16 protein-coding genes are annotated in these 16,556 nt (G+C 67.9%); 5 read left to right on the top strand and 11 right to left on the bottom strand.

Annotation, left to right across the window (positions count from 1 at the left end):
- From ACFHYO_RS12620 to mutM, 4 genes are all read right to left on the bottom strand, one after another.
- Positions 1 to 282 (bottom strand): DnaA N-terminal domain-containing protein (locus tag ACFHYO_RS12620; RefSeq protein WP_394320818.1); only part of this gene is annotated, 282 nt, incomplete at its 3' end.
- Between the two features lie 528 nt (positions 283 to 810).
- The gene (rpsT, locus tag ACFHYO_RS12615; protein ID WP_036705905.1) at positions 811 to 1,080 is read right to left on the bottom strand and encodes a 30S ribosomal protein S20; all 270 of its coding nucleotides are present in this window, start codon (positions 1,078 to 1,080) and stop codon (positions 811 to 813) included.
- A gap of 209 nt (positions 1,081 to 1,289) precedes the next feature.
- Entirely contained in the window at positions 1,290 to 2,066 is a 777-nt protein-coding gene (locus ACFHYO_RS12610; protein ID WP_394320816.1) for an enoyl-CoA hydratase, read from the bottom strand.
- Between the two features lie 91 nt (positions 2,067 to 2,157).
- Positions 2,158 to 3,003, bottom strand: a complete 846-nt coding sequence (mutM, locus tag ACFHYO_RS12605; protein WP_394320814.1) for a bifunctional DNA-formamidopyrimidine glycosylase/DNA-(apurinic or apyrimidinic site) lyase — start codon at positions 3,001 to 3,003, stop codon at positions 2,158 to 2,160.
- Between the two features lie 78 nt (positions 3,004 to 3,081).
- On the opposite strand from mutM, the gene ubiE reads away from it, so the two are divergent.
- Both ubiE and ubiB read left to right on the top strand, forming a co-directional pair.
- Positions 3,082 to 3,894, top strand: a complete 813-nt coding sequence (gene ubiE, locus ACFHYO_RS12600; RefSeq protein ID WP_394320813.1) for a bifunctional demethylmenaquinone methyltransferase/2-methoxy-6-polyprenyl-1,4-benzoquinol methylase UbiE — start codon at positions 3,082 to 3,084, stop codon at positions 3,892 to 3,894.
- A gap of 133 nt (positions 3,895 to 4,027) precedes the next feature.
- On the top strand, positions 4,028 to 5,557 hold the full coding sequence (gene ubiB, locus ACFHYO_RS12595; protein WP_394320812.1) for a 2-polyprenylphenol 6-hydroxylase: 1,530 nt from the start codon (positions 4,028 to 4,030) through the stop codon (positions 5,555 to 5,557).
- A 256-nt stretch (positions 5,558 to 5,813) separates the two neighbouring features.
- Here ubiB and ACFHYO_RS12590 read toward each other — a convergent pair whose 3' ends face one another.
- From ACFHYO_RS12590 to ACFHYO_RS12560, 7 genes are all read right to left on the bottom strand, one after another.
- Complete coding sequence (locus tag ACFHYO_RS12590) at positions 5,814 to 6,587, bottom strand: DUF1217 domain-containing protein (RefSeq protein WP_394320810.1); 774 nt, start codon at positions 6,585 to 6,587, stop codon at positions 5,814 to 5,816.
- On the bottom strand, positions 6,584 to 6,985 hold the full coding sequence (gene flbT / locus ACFHYO_RS12585; RefSeq protein WP_036704108.1) for a flagellar biosynthesis repressor FlbT: 402 nt from the start codon (positions 6,983 to 6,985) through the stop codon (positions 6,584 to 6,586). The genes ACFHYO_RS12590 and flbT overlap by 4 nt, the downstream gene beginning before the upstream one ends.
- Positions 6,982 to 7,338, bottom strand: coding sequence for a flagellar biosynthesis regulator FlaF (locus tag ACFHYO_RS12580; protein WP_394320821.1), 357 nt, complete (start codon positions 7,336 to 7,338; stop codon positions 6,982 to 6,984). Before ACFHYO_RS12580 ends, flbT begins: the two co-directional genes overlap by 4 nt.
- 71 nt (positions 7,339 to 7,409) lie before the next feature.
- Positions 7,410 to 8,615 carry a flagellin N-terminal helical domain-containing protein gene (locus ACFHYO_RS12575; RefSeq protein WP_168783411.1) on the bottom strand — a complete coding sequence of 402 codons (1,206 nt, stop codon included), beginning with the start codon at positions 8,613 to 8,615 and terminating at the stop codon, positions 7,410 to 7,412.
- Between the two features lie 169 nt (positions 8,616 to 8,784).
- Complete coding sequence (locus ACFHYO_RS12570; RefSeq protein ID WP_394320807.1) at positions 8,785 to 9,099, bottom strand: hypothetical protein; 315 nt, start codon at positions 9,097 to 9,099, stop codon at positions 8,785 to 8,787.
- Positions 9,092 to 9,343 (bottom strand): hypothetical protein, encoded by a 252-nt coding sequence (locus ACFHYO_RS12565; protein WP_394320806.1) that lies wholly within the window; start codon positions 9,341 to 9,343, stop codon positions 9,092 to 9,094. The genes ACFHYO_RS12570 and ACFHYO_RS12565 overlap by 8 nt, the downstream gene beginning before the upstream one ends.
- A gap of 1,760 nt (positions 9,344 to 11,103) precedes the next feature.
- Positions 11,104 to 11,340, bottom strand: coding sequence for a hypothetical protein (locus tag ACFHYO_RS12560; RefSeq protein WP_394320822.1), 237 nt, complete (start codon positions 11,338 to 11,340; stop codon positions 11,104 to 11,106).
- Between ACFHYO_RS12560 and ACFHYO_RS12555 the strand changes: the two genes are divergently transcribed.
- From ACFHYO_RS12555 to carB, 3 genes are all read left to right on the top strand, one after another.
- Positions 11,263 to 11,703, top strand: a complete 441-nt coding sequence (locus ACFHYO_RS12555) for a hypothetical protein (RefSeq protein WP_394320820.1) — start codon at positions 11,263 to 11,265, stop codon at positions 11,701 to 11,703. The two genes, ACFHYO_RS12560 and ACFHYO_RS12555, sit on opposite strands and share 78 nt — an antisense overlap.
- A gap of 207 nt (positions 11,704 to 11,910) precedes the next feature.
- Entirely contained in the window at positions 11,911 to 12,699 is a 789-nt protein-coding gene (locus tag ACFHYO_RS12550; protein ID WP_394320804.1) for a flagellar hook capping FlgD N-terminal domain-containing protein, read from the top strand.
- 425 nt (positions 12,700 to 13,124) lie between these two features.
- Positions 13,125 to 16,460 carry a carbamoyl-phosphate synthase large subunit gene (carB, locus tag ACFHYO_RS12545; RefSeq protein ID WP_394320803.1) on the top strand — a complete coding sequence of 1,112 codons (3,336 nt, stop codon included), beginning with the start codon at positions 13,125 to 13,127 and terminating at the stop codon, positions 16,458 to 16,460.
- Positions 16,461 to 16,556 lie beyond the last annotated feature (96 nt).

Here is a 16,556-nt window from a genome sequence, read left to right as displayed (position 1 = left end):
CGCGGCGCTGGCGGCCGGGGCGGCGCGGCGCGCCGGGGCGGGGACGGCGGCGACGGTGAAGGTCACGCGCTCGACCGGGGCACCCTGCCGGACCAGCGCCTCGACGATCGGGCGGGCATAATGGCGCGATACCCAGTCCGACAGGAACCGGGTCGGGCAGACGATGTCGGCCGCGCCGGAATCGATGGCCCGCAGGCTCAGCGGCGCCAGCCAGGTCATGTAGTTGTTGGCCCCGACCTGCGCCTCGAGTTCGGGCCGCGCCCCCGCCCACAGCTTGTCCATTCGTCCGTCCCTCGTGTCCCCATCCCCGCCGGGAACGCCGGCGGGCCAGTGCAACAGCGCCATGACAGGAAACGGCAACAGATCGGACGTCCGCCGCAATCAAGCGGCGACAGAGGCCCGGGGGCCCCGACCGATCTGTCCCGGGTCGTCCGCGGCCGGTGGCAGCCGGCGCGGACAGCCGCGGCGCCGCGAAACCCTGCGTTGGGCAGGCTTCGGGCCGCGCGCTGCGTCCGGGCGGGGCGGCGGCAGCTGGCCTCTCCCGGACGGTTCTTCCCTGTCACGACGTGAATCGCTTCCGAGACGCTAGCGCCAAGCGCGACGGCCCCGCAACCGAACTATGAACTTGACAGCACCTTTGTGGGGCGAATCTGCCACTATGCCGCAGTAGGCATAATACACATAAAATACAGCAGCTTGCCCGAACGGGCGATGCTGCGGATGCGAAAGGGCGCGGCCGCCGGATGCGGTCCGCGCCCCTGTGTGGCGGGCGATGCCGGGCGGCCCAAGGGGCGCCGCGGCGGCGCCGGCTCAGGCCTGCGACAGGGCTTTCACCCGCGACGCCAGGCGCGAGATCTTGCGCGAGGCGGTGTTCTTGTGGATCACGCCCTTCGTCACGCCGCGCATCAGCTCGGGCTGGGCCGCGGTCAGCGCCTCGGCCGCGACCTTCGCGTCGCCGCCGGCGATCGCTTCCTCGACCTTGCGGATGAAGGTGCGGATGCGCGAGCGGCGCGCCTTGTTCACGGCGGTGCGGCGTTCGGTCTGGCGGGCGCGTTTCTTGGACTGGGGCGTGTTGGCCATGAGGATCAGCTTTCGGGTCAGTTGCGGTCAAATCTCGTCGTCATCGCGCAAACCCCGAACTGCCGCCCGGTCCCCGAAGGGACAGGCGGTCATGGTTCATGCCTTAAGCGGGCCCACGCGCATGTCAGGGGGCCCTATAGACGAGACGCCCCGCCAAGGGAAGCCCGAATCGCCCCCTGCCCTGTACGGCCCCCTGCCCGGGCCCCGCCTCAGCGGTCGCGGAACTGCGCCTCGCGCTTTTCGGCGAAGGCGCTCATCCCCTCGGCCTGGTCCTCGGTGGCGAAGAGCGCGTGGAAGGCCCGGCGCTCGAACAGAAGCCCCTCGCGCAGGGTCGTCTCGAAGGCGCGGTTCACCGTCTCCTTGGCGACCTGGGTGGCGATGGCGGACTTGGCGGCGATCTTGCGCGCCGCGCCCATCGCCTCGTCCATCAGCTTGTCGGCGGGCACCACGCGGCTGACCAGCCCCGAGCGCTCGGCCTCGGCCGCGTCCATGAAGCGGCCGGTCAGGTTCATGTCCATCGCCTTCGACTTGCCGACGAAGCGGGTCAGGCGCTGGGTGCCGCCGATCCCGGCGATCACGCCGAGGTTGATCTCGGGCTGGCCGAACTTGGCGGTCTCGGAGGCGATGATGAAGTCGCACATCATGGCGAGCTCGCATCCCCCGCCCAGCGCATAGCCCGAGACGGCGGCGATGATCGGCTTGCGGACGCGGTTGATCTGGTCGATCTCGCCCCCGAAGAGGTCGCCCATCAGCACGTCCACATAGGACTTTTCCGCCATTTCCTTGATGTCGGCGCCGGCGGCAAAGGCCTTTTCGCTGCCGGTCAGCACGATGCAGCGCACGGCCGGATCGGCGTCCGCGGCCGTCAGCGCCGCCGCCAGCTCGCCGATGAGCTGGGCGTTGAGCGCGTTGAGCGCCTCGGGACGGTTCAGTCGGACCAGCGCGACACGGTCGGCGATCTCGACGAGGATGGTCTGGTAGGCCATGCGGGTTCCCCCCTTGCTGTGCTTGAGCCGGTGCTAGCAAAGCCCGGGCAAGGGGGGAAGTGGGCGGCGCGGGGCGCGGCGATGGCGGGGGTCAGTGCTGGCAGGTGGGGCAGTACCAGGTCGAGCGCCCGGACTGGACGATCCGCCGCACCGTGCCCGCGCAGCCCGGCCGCGCGCACGGCTGCCCCTCGCGGTCATAGACGCGGAAGCTGTGCTGGAAATACCCCAGCTCGCCCGACGCCTGCCGGTGGTCGCGCAGGCTCGACCCCCCGGCGGCGATCGCCTCGACCAGTACCGCGCGGATGGCCGCGTGCAGCGCCGCAAGCCGCGCCGGGCCGATCCGGCCCGCAGCCCTGAGCGGGTGGATGCCGGCCCGGAACAGCGCCTCGCAGACATAGATGTTGCCCAGGCCCGCGACGATCCGCTGGTCGAGCAGCGCCGCCTTGACCGGCATCCGCCGGCCGCGGAACGCCGCCGCCAGCACCGCGGGGGTGAAGTCATCGGACAGCGGCTCGGGGCCAAGGCTGGCCAGCAGCGGGTGCGTCTCGCCCGGCCGCACGAGGTCCACCGCGCCGAACCGCCGGGCGTCGTTGAGCGTGACGGTCACCCCGGCCTCGGTCGTCAGGACCAGGTGGTCGTGCTGCGGCAGGATCGCCGGGTCGTGGTGAAAGCTGCCGAGCGCCGCCCCCTCGACTCGCACCCGCCCGGACATCCCGAGGTGAACGAGCAGGCTCGGTCCCCGGTCGAGATCGGCCAGCAGGTATTTCGAGCGCCGGCGCAGATCGGTCACCCGCGCCCCGGTCAGCACCTGCACCAGATCCTCGGGCATCTTCCAACGCAGGTCGGGGCGGCGCTGGTCCACGCGGGCGATCCGCTGGCCGGTCAGATGCGGCGCGAGGCCGCGCCGGACGGTTTCCACCTCTGGCAGTTCTGGCATTTCCCCCCCATCCGCTGCATGGTGCCGCCCGACCCGCAGGGCCGCGCCCTTCGCGCCCCGCCGCATGGACCGAGAGCTATGACCGACGACCGCCCGACACAATCCGCCGCGCCCGCGACGCCTTCCTCCGGCGACGGGGCGGACGACGCGCGCGCGCGGCGGACCCATTTCGGCTTCCGCGACGTCCCCGAGGGCGACAAGGCGGGGCTCGTCCACGGGGTGTTCTCGCGCGTCGCCTCGAAATACGACGTGATGAACGACCTGATGAGCGTCGGCGTCCACCGGCTGTGGAAGCAGGCGATGATGGACTGGCTCGCGCCCCGCGACGGGCAGGCGCTGCTGGACGTGGCGGGCGGGACCGGCGACATCGCGTTCCGCTTTCTCGACCGCGCGCCGGGGGCACGGGTAACCGTCTGCGACATGACCGAATCGATGCTGGTCGAGGGGAGGAAGCGCGCCGAGGCGGGCCGCCTCGCCGACCGGCTGGCCTGGGTCACGGGCGACGCGATGGCGCTGCCCTTCGCGGATGCGAGCTTCGACCGCTACACGATCAGCTTCGGCATCCGCAACGTCACCCGGATCGAGGCGGCGATGGCCGAGGCCTACCGGGTGCTGCGTCCTGGAGGGCGGCTGATGGTGCTCGAGTTCAGCCAGCTGCCGGTGCCGGCGCTGCAATGGGCCTATGACCGCTATTCCTTCAACGTGATCCCGCCGCTGGGGAAGCTGGTGGCGAGCGACCGCGATTCCTACCAATATCTCGTCGAGTCGATCCGCCGCTTCCCGGATCAGGAGCGCTTTGCCCAGATGATCCGCGACGCAGGCTTCGGGCAGGTCGCCTATCGCAACCTCTCGATGGGGATCGCGGCGCTGCATTCCGGGTGGAAGCTGTGAGCGCGGTGCCGGCCGGGGGCGCCCCGGACCGCGGCCGAGCGGGGGTTTTCCACCCCCGCACCCCCGGAGGATATTTGCGTCCAGCCCGAGGCGGTTGCGGGGCACGGGGCCTGCGAGCGCGGGGCCGCGGCTGATGCGCGGGCCCCACAACATCTGGCGGCTGATCCGCACCGGCGCCACCTTCCAGCGCACCGGCGCGATGGGCGCGGCGCTCGACGCGCTCAGCGCGCCGCCGCGCGTGCGGGCTGCCGCGCGGATCATGGGCTGGCCCTTCGCCTGGCTCGGCTATGCGGGCGACCCCGCCCTGCCCCCGGTGACCCGCGCGATCACGGCGCTGGGGCCGGCCTACATCAAGTTTGGCCAGATCCTCTCGACCCGCCCCGACGTGGTCGGGACCGGCATGGCCGAGCAGCTCAGGATGCTGCAGGACCGGCTGCCGCCCTTCCCGACCGCCGAGGCCCGCGCGCTGGTCCAGTCCGAGCTGGGCGCGCCGGTCGAGACGCTGTTTTCGGCATTTTCCGAGCCGGTCGCGGCGGCCTCGATCGCCCAGGTCCATGAGGCGCGGCGCGCCGACGACGGGGCGCGGGTCGCGGTCAAGGTGCTGCGCCCGGGGATCGAGGCGGCCTTCCGCCGCGACATCGACGCCTTCCACCTGGCCGCGGGGATGATCGAGCGGCTGTCGCCCGGCAGCCGCCGGCTCAGGCCCCGCGACGTGGTGGCGCATTTCGAGTCCGTCGTGCTGGGCGAGCTGGACCTGCGGCTTGAGGCCGCTTCGGCCTCGGAGTTCGCCGAGAACACCCGCGGCGACGCGGGGCTGTCGGTGCCGCTGCCGCACTGGCCGCTGAGCGCGCGGCGGGTGATGACCAGCGACTGGGCCGACGGCATCCCGATGGCCGAGGTCGACGCCATCGCCGCCGCCGGCCACGACCGCCATGCCCTGGCCGAACGGCTGATCCAGCTGTTCCTGAACCACGCGCTGCGCGACGGGTTCTTTCACGCCGACATGCATCAGGGGAACCTGCGGGTCGCGCCGAACGGCGACATCGTGGCCTTCGATTTCGGCATCATGGGCGAGATCGACGAATACACCCGCCGGGTCTATGCTGAGATCATCTACGGCTTCATCCAGCGCGACTATCACCGCGTCGCGCGGGTGCATTTCGAGGCCGGCTACGTCCCCCCCGACCGCGACATGGCCCAGTTCGCGCGCGCGCTGCGCTCGGTCGGCGAGCCGATCTTCGGCGCGGACGCCTCGCGCATCTCGATGGCGAACCTGCTGGCCTATCTTTTCGAGGTGACCGAGCGCTTCGGGATGGCGACGCGTACCGAGCTGATCCTGCTTCAGCGCACGATGGTGGTGGTCGAGGGCGTCGCTCGAAGCCTCGATCCGCAGATCAACATGTGGGCGGCGGCCCGCCCGGTGGTCGAGCGCTACATCCGCGACAACCTCGGCCCCCGCGCGGCGGCCCGTGACGGGCTGCGGGCGCTGCAGGCGCTCGGGCGGCACGGCCCGCTGCTGCCGGAACTCGTGGACCGCCAGATCGACCGCCTGTCCCGCCCCGAGCCCCCCGCGGTGGTCGTCGAGCGCTCCCGTTCGGGCGAGGCAGTCTGGGCCGTCGCGTTGCTTGGAGTGGGTGTGCTGGTCGGGTTGGCGCTGGGGTAGCGCCGGGGCTGGCGCGGGGGATTTCTTCGGCCGGCCCGGCTGGTCGGGGGTCAACGGATGGCGAGCCCCCACAGACGACGACAGCTAACCTCAGACATGAACTGGCGAGCGTTGCCCGACGGCAGCTCGCCGATCGCGTTTCTCTGTCATCGCGCCTGCTCTCTCACCGGCGCAGTGCGCGGCTCCGCCCGCGTCTGTTCCGCCGTCTTCCACTAGAGCTGCGTACGCCCAAGCCTCCGTGAAACCGCCCGCGACCTCACCCAAGCAACGCCAGCGCTGCGTTATATGACGACTGGGTTCCGGTCGCAGCACCCGCGCGGACCAGGAATCGCGTCAGCAGTTTCTCCACAGTGGCCGAATCTCCGAACGCGCTGACCGACGAACTGCCGGTTACCCTCTGGGTTCGCTCGGCGAGTTCGTCCGCCTGCCGGTCGATCGGCAGCTTGCCAAATTCCTTGCCAAGTCCCAGCGCGCCCTCAAACACCTTGCGCAGCGGCATCGAGCCCAGGATGCTGAACCACTTCCCGCGGTCCGTCGCACCAGACGCCGCAAGCACCGGCAGCTCCCGCTGAGCATTCATCGCTAGCCGCAGATTGCCGTCCGCGGTGCCGACCCGCCGCTCCAACTCGGCGGCAACGTGGCGCTCAGTGACCGTCGCAACCAGCCCGGTCGCCCGCTTGCCGCCAGCGCCAAAGCCAAAGGCCTCTGCCATCGTCCGATATCGCTTGTCGCCGAGCCGGTTCGCCAAGCTCCGCGGGTCGGACAGATCCGATTCGAGCACCTTGCGGATGAAAAACCGCTTGCTCGCGTCCGCCTCGAGGCCGTAGGCGCTCAGCGCGGTGCGCAACAGCCGACTGTCGCTGACGAGCTGCTCCGCGGACGTCACGCTCGCCATCCGGGTGCGGAAATGCTCGTTGTCGCGTGCGATCGCCGGGTCGCGGGCGATGATCCCGCGCTGGAGCGTTGCGGTCCGGGACAGGATCTTCCACCCCGCGTAACCGCCTGCACCGACGACCGGCTGATAGCTCATGAAAGCTGCGCGAACAGTCGCGCCTCTCGGCCGAGAAGACCACGCAGTCGGCGCAGGGCCTGGTAGACGTTCCCGGCGGCCACATCCGCCGTCGCACCGTCGAGCGCGGCCCGGCTGTCACGGTCATCGAAGACCTGCGAGAGCTGCTCGATCCCCCGCATCAGGTCGCGCCGGCCAGGTTCGGGGTCAGCGTCCCCCGACAGGATCATCTGGGCGGCAAAGCAGACCCTGGCCACCGGGGTCGCAACGTCGTCGGGGTGAATCGCCTCCTTCAGGCGCAGGATGTTGGCGTTGGGGGTACGGATCGCGATCCGTGCCCGCCGATCACCGTTCTCGATCACAGCGCCGTTGATCAGGACCCGCTCACCCGGAGCGAGCTTGAGGATGAGGCCGCTCATGCCGCAACCTCCCCGCGCAGGCCCTTCATGATCGCCAGGTTGACGTCGATCAGAGCGGCGGGTTCGGCATGACCGGCGATGGCCCGGTGCGACTGGCGGATGGAAAAGATGGCGAGTGACAGGAGCCGCGCCTTCAGGTCATCGGGCAGATCGTTGCCGTCGTCCGCCAGATCCGCGGCGAGGGTCGACCACAGGTCGGCATTCACGGCGGCGGCGCGGGCGAGCGACATCTCGCCCCGGCTGGCGCGCTGAAGATCGCGCGTCACTCTTGAAAAGGCGTCGTATTCCACGTCTCGGTGCGAGCGTACGGTGTTGAAACCGGCGCTGCGGGCAAAGTTGCCTGGGGCTTGCATGGTCAAGGGGGCGCTCCCTTCAAGCTGCGTGGGGGAAGGCCGGGGCGACTATGCCGCCCCGGCCGCTGTCATCAGCCGCGGAACAGCGCGAGGATGTTCTGCGGCGCCTTGTTGGCGATCGACAGCGACTGGATGCCCAGCTGCTGCTGGGTCTGCAGCGCCTGCAGGCGGGCAGAGGTTTCTTCCATGTCGGCATCAACCAGCGCACCGATGCCGGTCTTCAGCGAGTCCCCGAGCTTCGACAGGAACTCGGTCTGCATCTCGATCCTGCGGCCCACCGAGCCAAAGGAGGCCGCGGACGTCGCCGCGGTCGAGATCATCGCGTCAATCGCGCCGAGCGCCGCCCGGGCGTTGACCTCGGTGCTCACCGACAGGGTCGCCAGTCCACCGAGGGCACCGGCCCCTGCGTTGGAGAACTGTGCCGTCACCCGCAGGTCAGTGGTGCCCGTGTTGGTGATGTTCAGCTCACCAGGGGCGGCCTGGTCGTAATCCACGCCGACCCCGGCGATCCCCAGTTTCTCGATCGCCGACTTCAGACCGACAGCGACGATGTCGGCGGGCGAGGAGGCGGCGGCATCCTCGGTCGTCAGCGTATAGCTGGCGACCTTGTCACCGATCGTCACCGAGATCCGGTCACCGGCCGCGAGCGTCGCGGCACCGTCGATCGTGATGGCCTTGCCCGCGGTGTCGCCCGCATTGAGGAAGAACGCCGCGGTATCGCCAGCGCCCGATGCCCCTTCGGACCCCGCCAGCGCTGCCTTGCTGACATAGCCGCCGGTCGAGAGGTTCGACCCCGCGACGGTGATGCTGGACGAGGTCGACCCACTGGCCGAGCGGTCGATCGCCGACAGGAAATCGACCGTGGCGGTCGACCCATCGAGCAGGTTCATGCCGTTGACCTGCGACGATTTCACCACGCCGTCGATCTGCTTCTTCAAGTTGGTGACGTCGTCCTGCAGCTTGCCGCGATCGGCCGAGGTCTGCGCGGTGATGATCGTGTCGCGCATCTTCTTGAGCAGGGCGGTGACCTGCTCGGCGCCCTCGCGGGCGGTGCCGACGGCGGCGCCCCCCATCGACAGGCTCGACGAGATGGCCTTGAAGCCGCTGACATCGGCCTCCATCACCTGCGAGATCGCCCAGACGGCCGCGTTGTCCTTGGCCGTCGCGACCGACTTGCCGGTCGAGATCTCGTCCTGGGTCTTCGCCATGGCCGAGTTGATGCCCTTGAGGGTCTGCAGCGCGACCATTGCGCCATTGTTGGTCAGAATGCTGGACATTGTGTCCTCCTGCAATTCGGGCGGTTGCCGCCCTGGTTCAAGATATCTCGGCCATTCTGACCTGCGGAATTTCCGGCATCGTTCGATGCAGTTACCGGCATACCCGGCAACACCTAAGGAATAGTGAATTCTGTGAAAGACGCCAAAAGCAGACTTGTCCGCATTTTATTCAATAGCGGCGCGGCGTGTCAGCGAGCCCGGTCGAAACGCGCTGGCGTCCCGATCTGTCATATACGTCGAGTCCACCAGTGGACGCGGAGAGATCGGCTAGCCAGCTTCGCGCCGCGTCGATGCCGGTTCCGGCCGCGAGCGCCAGCCCGCGGAGGCGTTCGAAGAGGGAGAGGCACGCAACCTGCTCGTCCGGAGAGAGCGGACACTGTGCCAACGAGGTGCGGAAACGCCTCAGGAATTCCTCAGTTTCTTCGAGATGCCCAAGGATGAGAGCTCCGCAGGCCGATTCCAGATAGGCGGACCGGTCACGCATGGTCGTACCCCCGCCGCCTTGTCAGCCCCAAGTCAATCCGCGCGGCCATCTCAGTTGCGCGCTGTTCGGTCAGAAACGACCCGAACTGAGTTTCCCCGATTCCGCCACCGAACCCTCCCGAGCCGGGATCAGGCATGGCAATCTTGAGCATTTCTGCGAGAAACGTCGCCTCCAGCTGATTCGCACTCGCTTGTGAAACGCGGGGTGCCAGCGGTCGAGCGGGCGGATGGACGTCGATTTTCACCTTCAGCTCCAGTTCTATCGCGAATTAGAGGCGTTTACGGTATGGCGGTAAATAATTAGTAACCTGCGACTGCTATCGACACGGTCATTGCTTGTCGCGGATCCAGAATGACCACGCTTCCGAACGTCGCTGCTCTCAACGTCAGTCGCGCAGCCGCGCGCTGCACTGAACGGCCGACCATGCCCGACTCTGCGTTGTTCGGCGCGACGGTTGATCTGCTGGAGGCGCGCGCGGAGGCGCCTTCCGCTTCGGCTCGCCCCGAGCCATGCAGACTAGACACTACCCTCAAACGGCGTGCAACTAACGAACTTGACACGGCGGATGAGCTAGCAGTGCGCGTCGATTCGACTGAGACGCTGCCTGTATCACCCAACGGTCTGCCGGTGCTGCAGGGCCTGTCGGATGCCACAGAACTCGCAGGTCAGGCGAGTACGCTTTCCGAGGCACTGGGCCCGGAGTCAGTCAGGCAGCTAGTGCTGCCCACCAGCGTTCCTGCAACATCGGCGATCGCGCGACTGACAGATAATCTTGTCTCAGATTTAGCAAACGTTGGGGCGGCTCCCCTCGGACCGACAGATACCGCTTGGGTTGGAGTTGCCCCGCGACCGATAGCTGAGCACCAACCCATTTTTCCAGCAGCGACGGGGGAGGAAAGCGTCTGGGTCCCTCAGTTTGCAGGCGCGTTACCCCTGCGCCTTTTCACCAAGCGGGAAGCTGTGGCGCCGGCAAGCTCCGTCGCCCTTGAATGCCTGGAGAGTGCGAGGACGATCGGACTTCTTACAACGGGACCGTCTAAGCCGCAGTCGCAAAGACACCCCCCCCAGATGAACGAGAATGCCGTCGAAGGGGCAACGTTCTGGACTGCTTCCCTCGTACAGGTAGGTGCAGCGCCGAACTTATTGATCCCTGCATCGGAACCGGCGACGGTCGAACGTGCAGGTCGTGTCGATGTCGTTCAGGCATGGGCAGTTGGCAGCACGACCGGTACGCGCACTATTCGTTCGGGAAACGTCTATGAAACGTTTGAGAGTGAGGCCGCGACGGCTTCTCCGGGGCTCACGACGCACGTCTCTGCCGCTGAGCCTCAATTCGGAGCCGCCGATCGGATAGCACCTTCTGGTTACGCTCAACTGCCGAGTGGCGAGAGGCGTCCGAGTGCTGGTGACATTTGGTCTGAACCCACGATCGCTTCTCCCACCTTGAGTGGTGAACTCGATATGTCCACCCGATCTCCGGCTGCCGGAGCCACTGTGCCACCGCCAACCCCTCGTGCGATGCAGACAGACCCGGCCGCTACCTCTGCCGTCGGGCTCAAGACTGAGGCCGTATCCGCGCACGCAACTGGTGCTCACAAGACCGACGAGGAACAGATGCCGGCCGGCCTCCCCGCTGTTGCCGGTGGGCTTCTCGCGCATACCGCCAGGCAGATGCTTCATGCCCAGCTGGCGTGCACCTCGGCACAAGCATCCGGTGCGGCATCTCTCCCCATGAGCCGTTCCAGCCGCGCGGCGCGGCCGGAACGGTCAAACGACCTTCCCCGCCACGCTTTCCAGAAACCGACCGTCTCTGGTCCAACGACTGCGCCTTTCGCAACAGCCAAACTATCCATTGAGCTGCAGACACCGACGCACCGGCCGTTGCGTGAGCTCTTCGCGTCCGTCGCTCCGGCTCTGCCCGAGCAGGATGCCCCTGATCGCGGCGTCCCTCTCCTCGCCAACAGCGGCACGTTTGCCAGTCAGTCCCCACTTGCTCACATGAGTTCAGCCTCCTCCCCTGCGTATCTCGGCGAGGACACGTTCGTCCCACGCCTCGGGCCGGACATTGCGCCGCATCGCCAGCTCACGGATGCCATCGTGCGGACCCGCGAAGGTCGCATCGAGATCCTCCTCGACCCCGTCGAGCTTGGTCGCGTTACCGTAATGCTGGGGACCGATGATCAGGGTGGTCTCGGCATCGTGGCTGAAAGGCCCGAAACGCGCGACCTTATCCACCGCCACAGCGAGCAGCTTTTGCGAGACCTACGCGAAAACGGCATGCCGGACGCCCGGCTCGATTTCCTGAGATCCGCCACGGATCGACCGCTGGACGACCGGTTCCCCGCACTTTCGGGGCGTATCGCCGACGAGCGGCACGGATTCGGCCAGAACAATCACGGTCAGGGGCAAGGCCATGGACACTCACAGGGGCAGTTCCCAGGCCACGGCCAGGGGAGGGAACAGCACGGCGAAATCGAATACACTCCGGCCCCGTGCGGGCCGCAGGCTGCGAATCACGGTGAGGGCGGCGAGCCGCTGCCTGACGGTCAGCCCAAAGTCGCGGGCCCTCGCGCTATAAATCGCCGAGTCGATCTCCGACTATGACCCGCCTGGGCAATCTATCAAACCTGCCTTGCGCGCCGTGCGATAGCGGCGCCGCCTTGCTAGGCCACAAAAATAGCGTCAACGGCAGGACCCCAGCTACCCCTCCCATGTTCCAACGATCGACCCGTCGCCGATGTCCAGAAAGCCGATCATTCCAAAGTACCAGGCCGCCGTCTTCAATCACCTCCGTCCCCACTAAGGCACTGCATGGACGCGCTAAATCAGGAAACACTCCGGTCAGAGTTCAACTTCGCTCGCCCCGCCACCTCTCATCCGATTCCGATCGTCCTTTCACCGTCAGGAGAAAACATGAGTCCGCTCTCCGCCCCGGGTCTCCGCGCAGCGACCTCGGCCCCAGCCTCCAACGATGCACTCCCCTCCTCGGAAGCTCCCGCAGCGACGGGATTTGCCGGTGGAGATTTCCAGACCTTCCTCAAAATGCTCACGACACAGATCACCAATCAGGACCCCCTCCGTCCGTTGGAGGGGTCGGATTTCGCCGTCCAGCTGGCGACCTTTTCTGGAGTCGAGCAGCAGACGCGCACCAACCAGTTGCTCGAGCAGATGACAGCTGCGCGGGCAGAGGGGCTGGGCAGCGTCGCAGGCTGGATCGGCAAGGAGGTGCGCACGACCGCACCCGTCTGGCACGGCGGCGCGCCGATCCGACTTGAAATTCAGCCGGCGGAGGGCGCAAAATCGGTGCAACTTGTGGCGCTCGACAGCTACGGCCGCGAGGCTTCGCGTCAGACTCTGGCGCCGCAAGCCGGAGAAATCGCTTGGGACGGTCGCTCCGCGGACGGACAGGCCCTTCCACCCGGACGCTACAGCTTCAAGCTCGTGAGCCTTGACGGACAAACCGTCCTCAAGACGCTACCCGCAGGCGCATACGCCCGCGTCACGGGCGCCGAGCTGACCTCGCAGGGCCTGCGGTTGACCCTTCCCGGCGGGGCGAGTGCCCTCGAAAGCGAGGTGACGGCGTTGCGTGACCCGGTTTAACGATGGCCCTTCGGATGTGAGCTGCCCGGCGAAGACTCCAGTGGCGGCAGGGTTCGCACCCCTCTCTCCGGCGGAACCGCGCGGCGACGGTCGTCTACTCTACTGCTGGGTTCTTCGCATCTGACTGCAAGGGGAATGCAAGCCTGTGAGACGAAGCGGCCGCTGGACCGTGCCAACACTCGCGGACTCTCCAGCAAGTTTGGCAACCCATTCGTTGGCGCAGATCCATCGACCTCGCGTCGAGCGAGAAATTATCGTTGCCCCCGGCCCGCCAGCGGGTCTGGTGACATTGCCTGCACGTCGCGTGGTCAAGAGCCCGCTTGCCGCCCGGCCCGCGAACCTTCTCTGCCACCCCACCCTTGCGCCCGAACCCGCGCCGACTATAACCCCGGACGATTTGCACACCGACGATCCGAGGGGCCGCCATGCCGAAACGTACAGACATCTCCTCGATCCTGATCATCGGCGCAGGGCCCATCGTCATCGGCCAGGCCTGCGAGTTCGACTACTCCGGCGCCCAGGCCTGCAAGGCGCTGCGCGAAGAGGGCTACCGCGTCATCCTCGTCAACTCGAACCCGGCCACCATCATGACCGACCCCGAGATGGCCGACGCGACCTACATCGAGCCGATCACCCCCGAGATCGTCGAAAAGATTATCGCCGCCGAGCGGCCGGACGCGCTGCTGCCCACGATGGGCGGGCAGACCGCGCTTAACACGGCGTTGGCGCTGGCCGATGCGGGGGTGCTGCACAAGTATGATGTCGAGCTGATCGGCGCCCAGCGGGCCGCCATCGAGATGGCCGAGGACCGCAAGCTCTTCCGCGAGGCGATGGACCGGATCGGGCTGGAAAACCCCCGCGCCACCATCGTCAGCGCGCCCAAGCGGCCGGACGGGAAATACGACATCGCCGCCGGCGTAGCCGAGGCGATGACGGCGCTGGACGAGATCGGCCTGCCGGCGATCATCCGCCCCGCCTTCACGCTCGGCGGCACCGGCGGCGGCGTCGCCTACAACCGCGACGACTATGAGGCGATCGTCCGCTCGGGCCTCGACGCGAGCCCCGTCGCGCAGGTGCTCGTCGACGAAAGCCTGCTCGGCTGGAAGGAATACGAGTTCGAGGTCGTGCGCGACCGCGCCGACAACGCCATCATCGTCTGCTCGATCGAAAACGTCGACCCGATGGGCGTCCATACCGGCGATTCGATCACCGTCGCCCCGGCGCTGACCCTGACCGACCGCGAGTATCAGCGGATGCGGAACGGCTCGATCGCGGTGCTGCGCGAGATCGGGGTCGAGACCGGCGGCTCGAACGTCCAGTGGGCGGTGAACCCCGCCGACGGCCGCATGGTGGTGATCGAGATGAACCCGCGGGTCAGCCGCTCGTCGGCGCTCGCCTCCAAGGCCACCGGCTTCTCGATCGCCAAGATCGCCGCCAAGCTCGCCGTCGGCTACACGCTCGACGAGCTCGACAACGACATCACCCGCGTGACGCCGGCCAGTTTCGAGCCGTCCATCGACTACGTCGTCACCAAGATCCCCCGCTTCGCCTTCGAGAAGTTTCCCGGCTCGAAGCCCGAGCTGACCACCGCGATGAAGTCGGTGGGCGAGGTGATGGCCATCGGCCGCACCTTCCACGAATCGCTGCAAAAGGCGCTCGCCTCGATGGAGAACGGGCTGACCGGCCTCGACGAGATCGCGATCCCCGGCGCCACCGAAGAGGGCAAGCCCGCCTTTATCCGCGCCCTGAGCCAGGCCACTCCCGACCGCATCCGCGTCATCGCCGAGGCGATGCGCGCCGACCTCACCGACGACGAGATCGCCCGCGTCACCCGCTTCGACCCGTGGTTCCTGGCCCGCATCCGCGAGATCGTGGACGCCGAGCACGAGGTCCGCCACCACGGCCTGCCCGACGCCGACGGCCTGCGCCGCCTCAAGATGATGGGCTTCACCGACGCCCGCCTCGCCCATCTTGCGGGGCAGGACGAAACCCAGATCCGCCGCGCCCGCCGCGGCGCCGGCGTCACCCCGGTCTTCAAGCGCATCGACACCTGCGCCGCCGAGTTCGAGGCCCAGACCCCCTACATGTACTCCACCTACGAAGCCCCCGCGATGGGCGACGTGGAGTGTGAGGCGCGCCCCTCGGACCGCAAGAAGGTCGTCATCCTCGGCGGCGGCCCGAACCGCATCGGCCAGGGGATCGAGTTCGACTACTGCTGCTGCCACGCCTGCTTCGCGCTGACCGCCGCGGGGTATGAGACGATCATGGTCAACTGCAACCCCGAGACCGTCTCGACCGACTACGACACCTCGGACCGCCTCTATTTCGAGCCGCTGACCCTCGAGCACGTGCTCGAGATCCTGCGCGTCGAGCAGGAGAACGGCACTCTCCACGGCGTCATCGTTCAGTTCGGCGGCCAGACCCCCCTCAAGCTCGCCAACGCGCTCGAGGCCGAGGGCATTCCGATCCTCGGCACCACACCCGACGCCATCGACCTCGCCGAGGACCGCGAGCGCTTCCAGCGCCTGCTGAACGACCTCGGCCTCAAGCAGCCCGTCAACGGCATCGCCCACTCCCCCGACGAGGCGCGCGAGATCGCCGCCCGCGTCGGCTTCCCCCTCGTGATCCGCCCGAGCTACGTCCTCGGCGGCCGCGCGATGGAGATCGTGCGCGACATGGACCACCTCGACCGCTACATCACCCACGCGGTCCAGGTCTCGGGCAAGAACCCGGTGCTGCTCGACAGCTACCTCTCGGGCGCGATCGAGGTCGACGTCGACGCCCTCTCGGACGGCGAAACGGTCCACGTCTGCGGCATCATGGAACATATCGAGGAAGCCGGCGTCCACTCGGGCGACAGCGCCTGCTCGCTGCCGCCGCACACCCTCGACGCCGCCACCATCGCCGAGCTGAAGCGCCAGACCGAGGCGATGGCCCGCGCGCTCAACGTCGTCGGCCTGATGAACGTGCAGTTCGCGATCAAGGGCGGCGTGATCTACGTGCTCGAGGTCAACCCGCGCGCCTCGCGCACCGTGCCCTTCGTCGCCAAGGCCACCGATTCGGCCATTGCCTCGATCGCCGCCCGGCTCATGGCGGGTGAGCCGATGTCGGCCTTCCCCCACCGCGCCCCCTACCCCGCCGGCGTCGGCCCCGACACGCCGCTGCCCTACGCCGACCCGCTGACGCTGGCCGACCCGATCACGCCGTGGTTCTCGGTCAAGGAGGTCGTGCTGCCCTTCGCCCGCTTCCCTGGCGTCGACACGCTGCTCGGCCCCGAGATGCGCTCGACCGGCGAGGTCATGGGCTGGGACCGCAACTTCCCGCGCGCCTTCCTCAAGGCGCAGATGGGCGCCGGCACCCATCTGCCCGAGGGGGGCCGCGTCTTCGTCTCGGTTCGCGACACCGACAAGACGCCCGAGATGGCGGCCGCGATGCGCGACCTCGCCGCAATGGGCTTTTCGCTCGTGGCGACCGCTGGCACGGCGGATTTCCTGTCCGCCCAGGGCGTCGCGGCCGAGCGCGTGAACAAGGTCTACGAGGGCCGCCCGAACATCGTCGACCGGCTGAAGAACGGCGACGTGGCGATGGTGCTGAACACTACCGAGGGCACCCAGGCCATCGCGGATTCGCGCGACATCCGGTCGGTGGCGCTGTACGACAAGATTCCCTACTTCACCACGGCGGCAGGCGCGATCGCCGCCGTGGCCGCGATCCGCTCACGCGAGGAGGGGGACGTGGGGGTCAGGACGTTGCAGGGGTGAGGGCAAAGACGCTTCCCATATCCTCACTACCTTTGCTGTGACCCCCGATGTTCATCCAGCGGAAACCAGAGTCGGCGATTGAATTTGGCGCGGTTG

This window comes from Paracoccus panacisoli (genome assembly GCF_042435015.1).
Lineage (GTDB): Bacteria > Pseudomonadota > Alphaproteobacteria > Rhodobacterales > Rhodobacteraceae > Paracoccus > Paracoccus panacisoli.
Note: the sequence above shows the minus strand (reverse complement) of the source record. Positions and strands in the feature narration are given on the sequence as shown.

What these genes read in the sequence shown, in the direction of transcription:
- rpsT (WP_036705905.1), bottom strand. Translation starts at nt 1,080, where the DNA reads ATGGCCAACACGCCCCAGTCCAAGAAACGCGCCCGCCAGACCGAACGC.
- ACFHYO_RS12610 (WP_394320816.1), bottom strand. Translation starts at nt 2,066, where the DNA reads ATGGCCTACCAGACCATCCTCGTCGAGATCGCCGACCGTGTCGCGCTG.
- mutM (WP_394320814.1), bottom strand. Translation starts at nt 3,003, where the DNA reads ATGCCAGAACTGCCAGAGGTGGAAACCGTCCGGCGCGGCCTCGCGCCG.
- ubiE (WP_394320813.1), top strand. Translation starts at nt 3,082, where the DNA reads ATGACCGACGACCGCCCGACACAATCCGCCGCGCCCGCGACGCCTTCC.
- ubiB (WP_394320812.1), top strand. Translation starts at nt 4,028, where the DNA reads ATGCGCGGGCCCCACAACATCTGGCGGCTGATCCGCACCGGCGCCACC.
- ACFHYO_RS12590 (WP_394320810.1), bottom strand. Translation starts at nt 6,587, where the DNA reads ATGAGCTATCAGCCGGTCGTCGGTGCAGGCGGTTACGCGGGGTGGAAG.
- flbT (WP_036704108.1), bottom strand. Translation starts at nt 6,985, where the DNA reads ATGAGCGGCCTCATCCTCAAGCTCGCTCCGGGTGAGCGGGTCCTGATC.
- ACFHYO_RS12580 (WP_394320821.1), bottom strand. Translation starts at nt 7,338, where the DNA reads ATGCAAGCCCCAGGCAACTTTGCCCGCAGCGCCGGTTTCAACACCGTA.
- ACFHYO_RS12575 (WP_168783411.1), bottom strand. Translation starts at nt 8,615, where the DNA reads ATGTCCAGCATTCTGACCAACAATGGCGCAATGGTCGCGCTGCAGACC.
- ACFHYO_RS12570 (WP_394320807.1), bottom strand. Translation starts at nt 9,099, where the DNA reads ATGCGTGACCGGTCCGCCTATCTGGAATCGGCCTGCGGAGCTCTCATC.
- ACFHYO_RS12555 (WP_394320820.1), top strand. Translation starts at nt 11,263, where the DNA reads ATGCTGGGGACCGATGATCAGGGTGGTCTCGGCATCGTGGCTGAAAGG.
- ACFHYO_RS12550 (WP_394320804.1), top strand. Translation starts at nt 11,911, where the DNA reads ATGGACGCGCTAAATCAGGAAACACTCCGGTCAGAGTTCAACTTCGCT.
- carB (WP_394320803.1), top strand. Translation starts at nt 13,125, where the DNA reads ATGCCGAAACGTACAGACATCTCCTCGATCCTGATCATCGGCGCAGGG.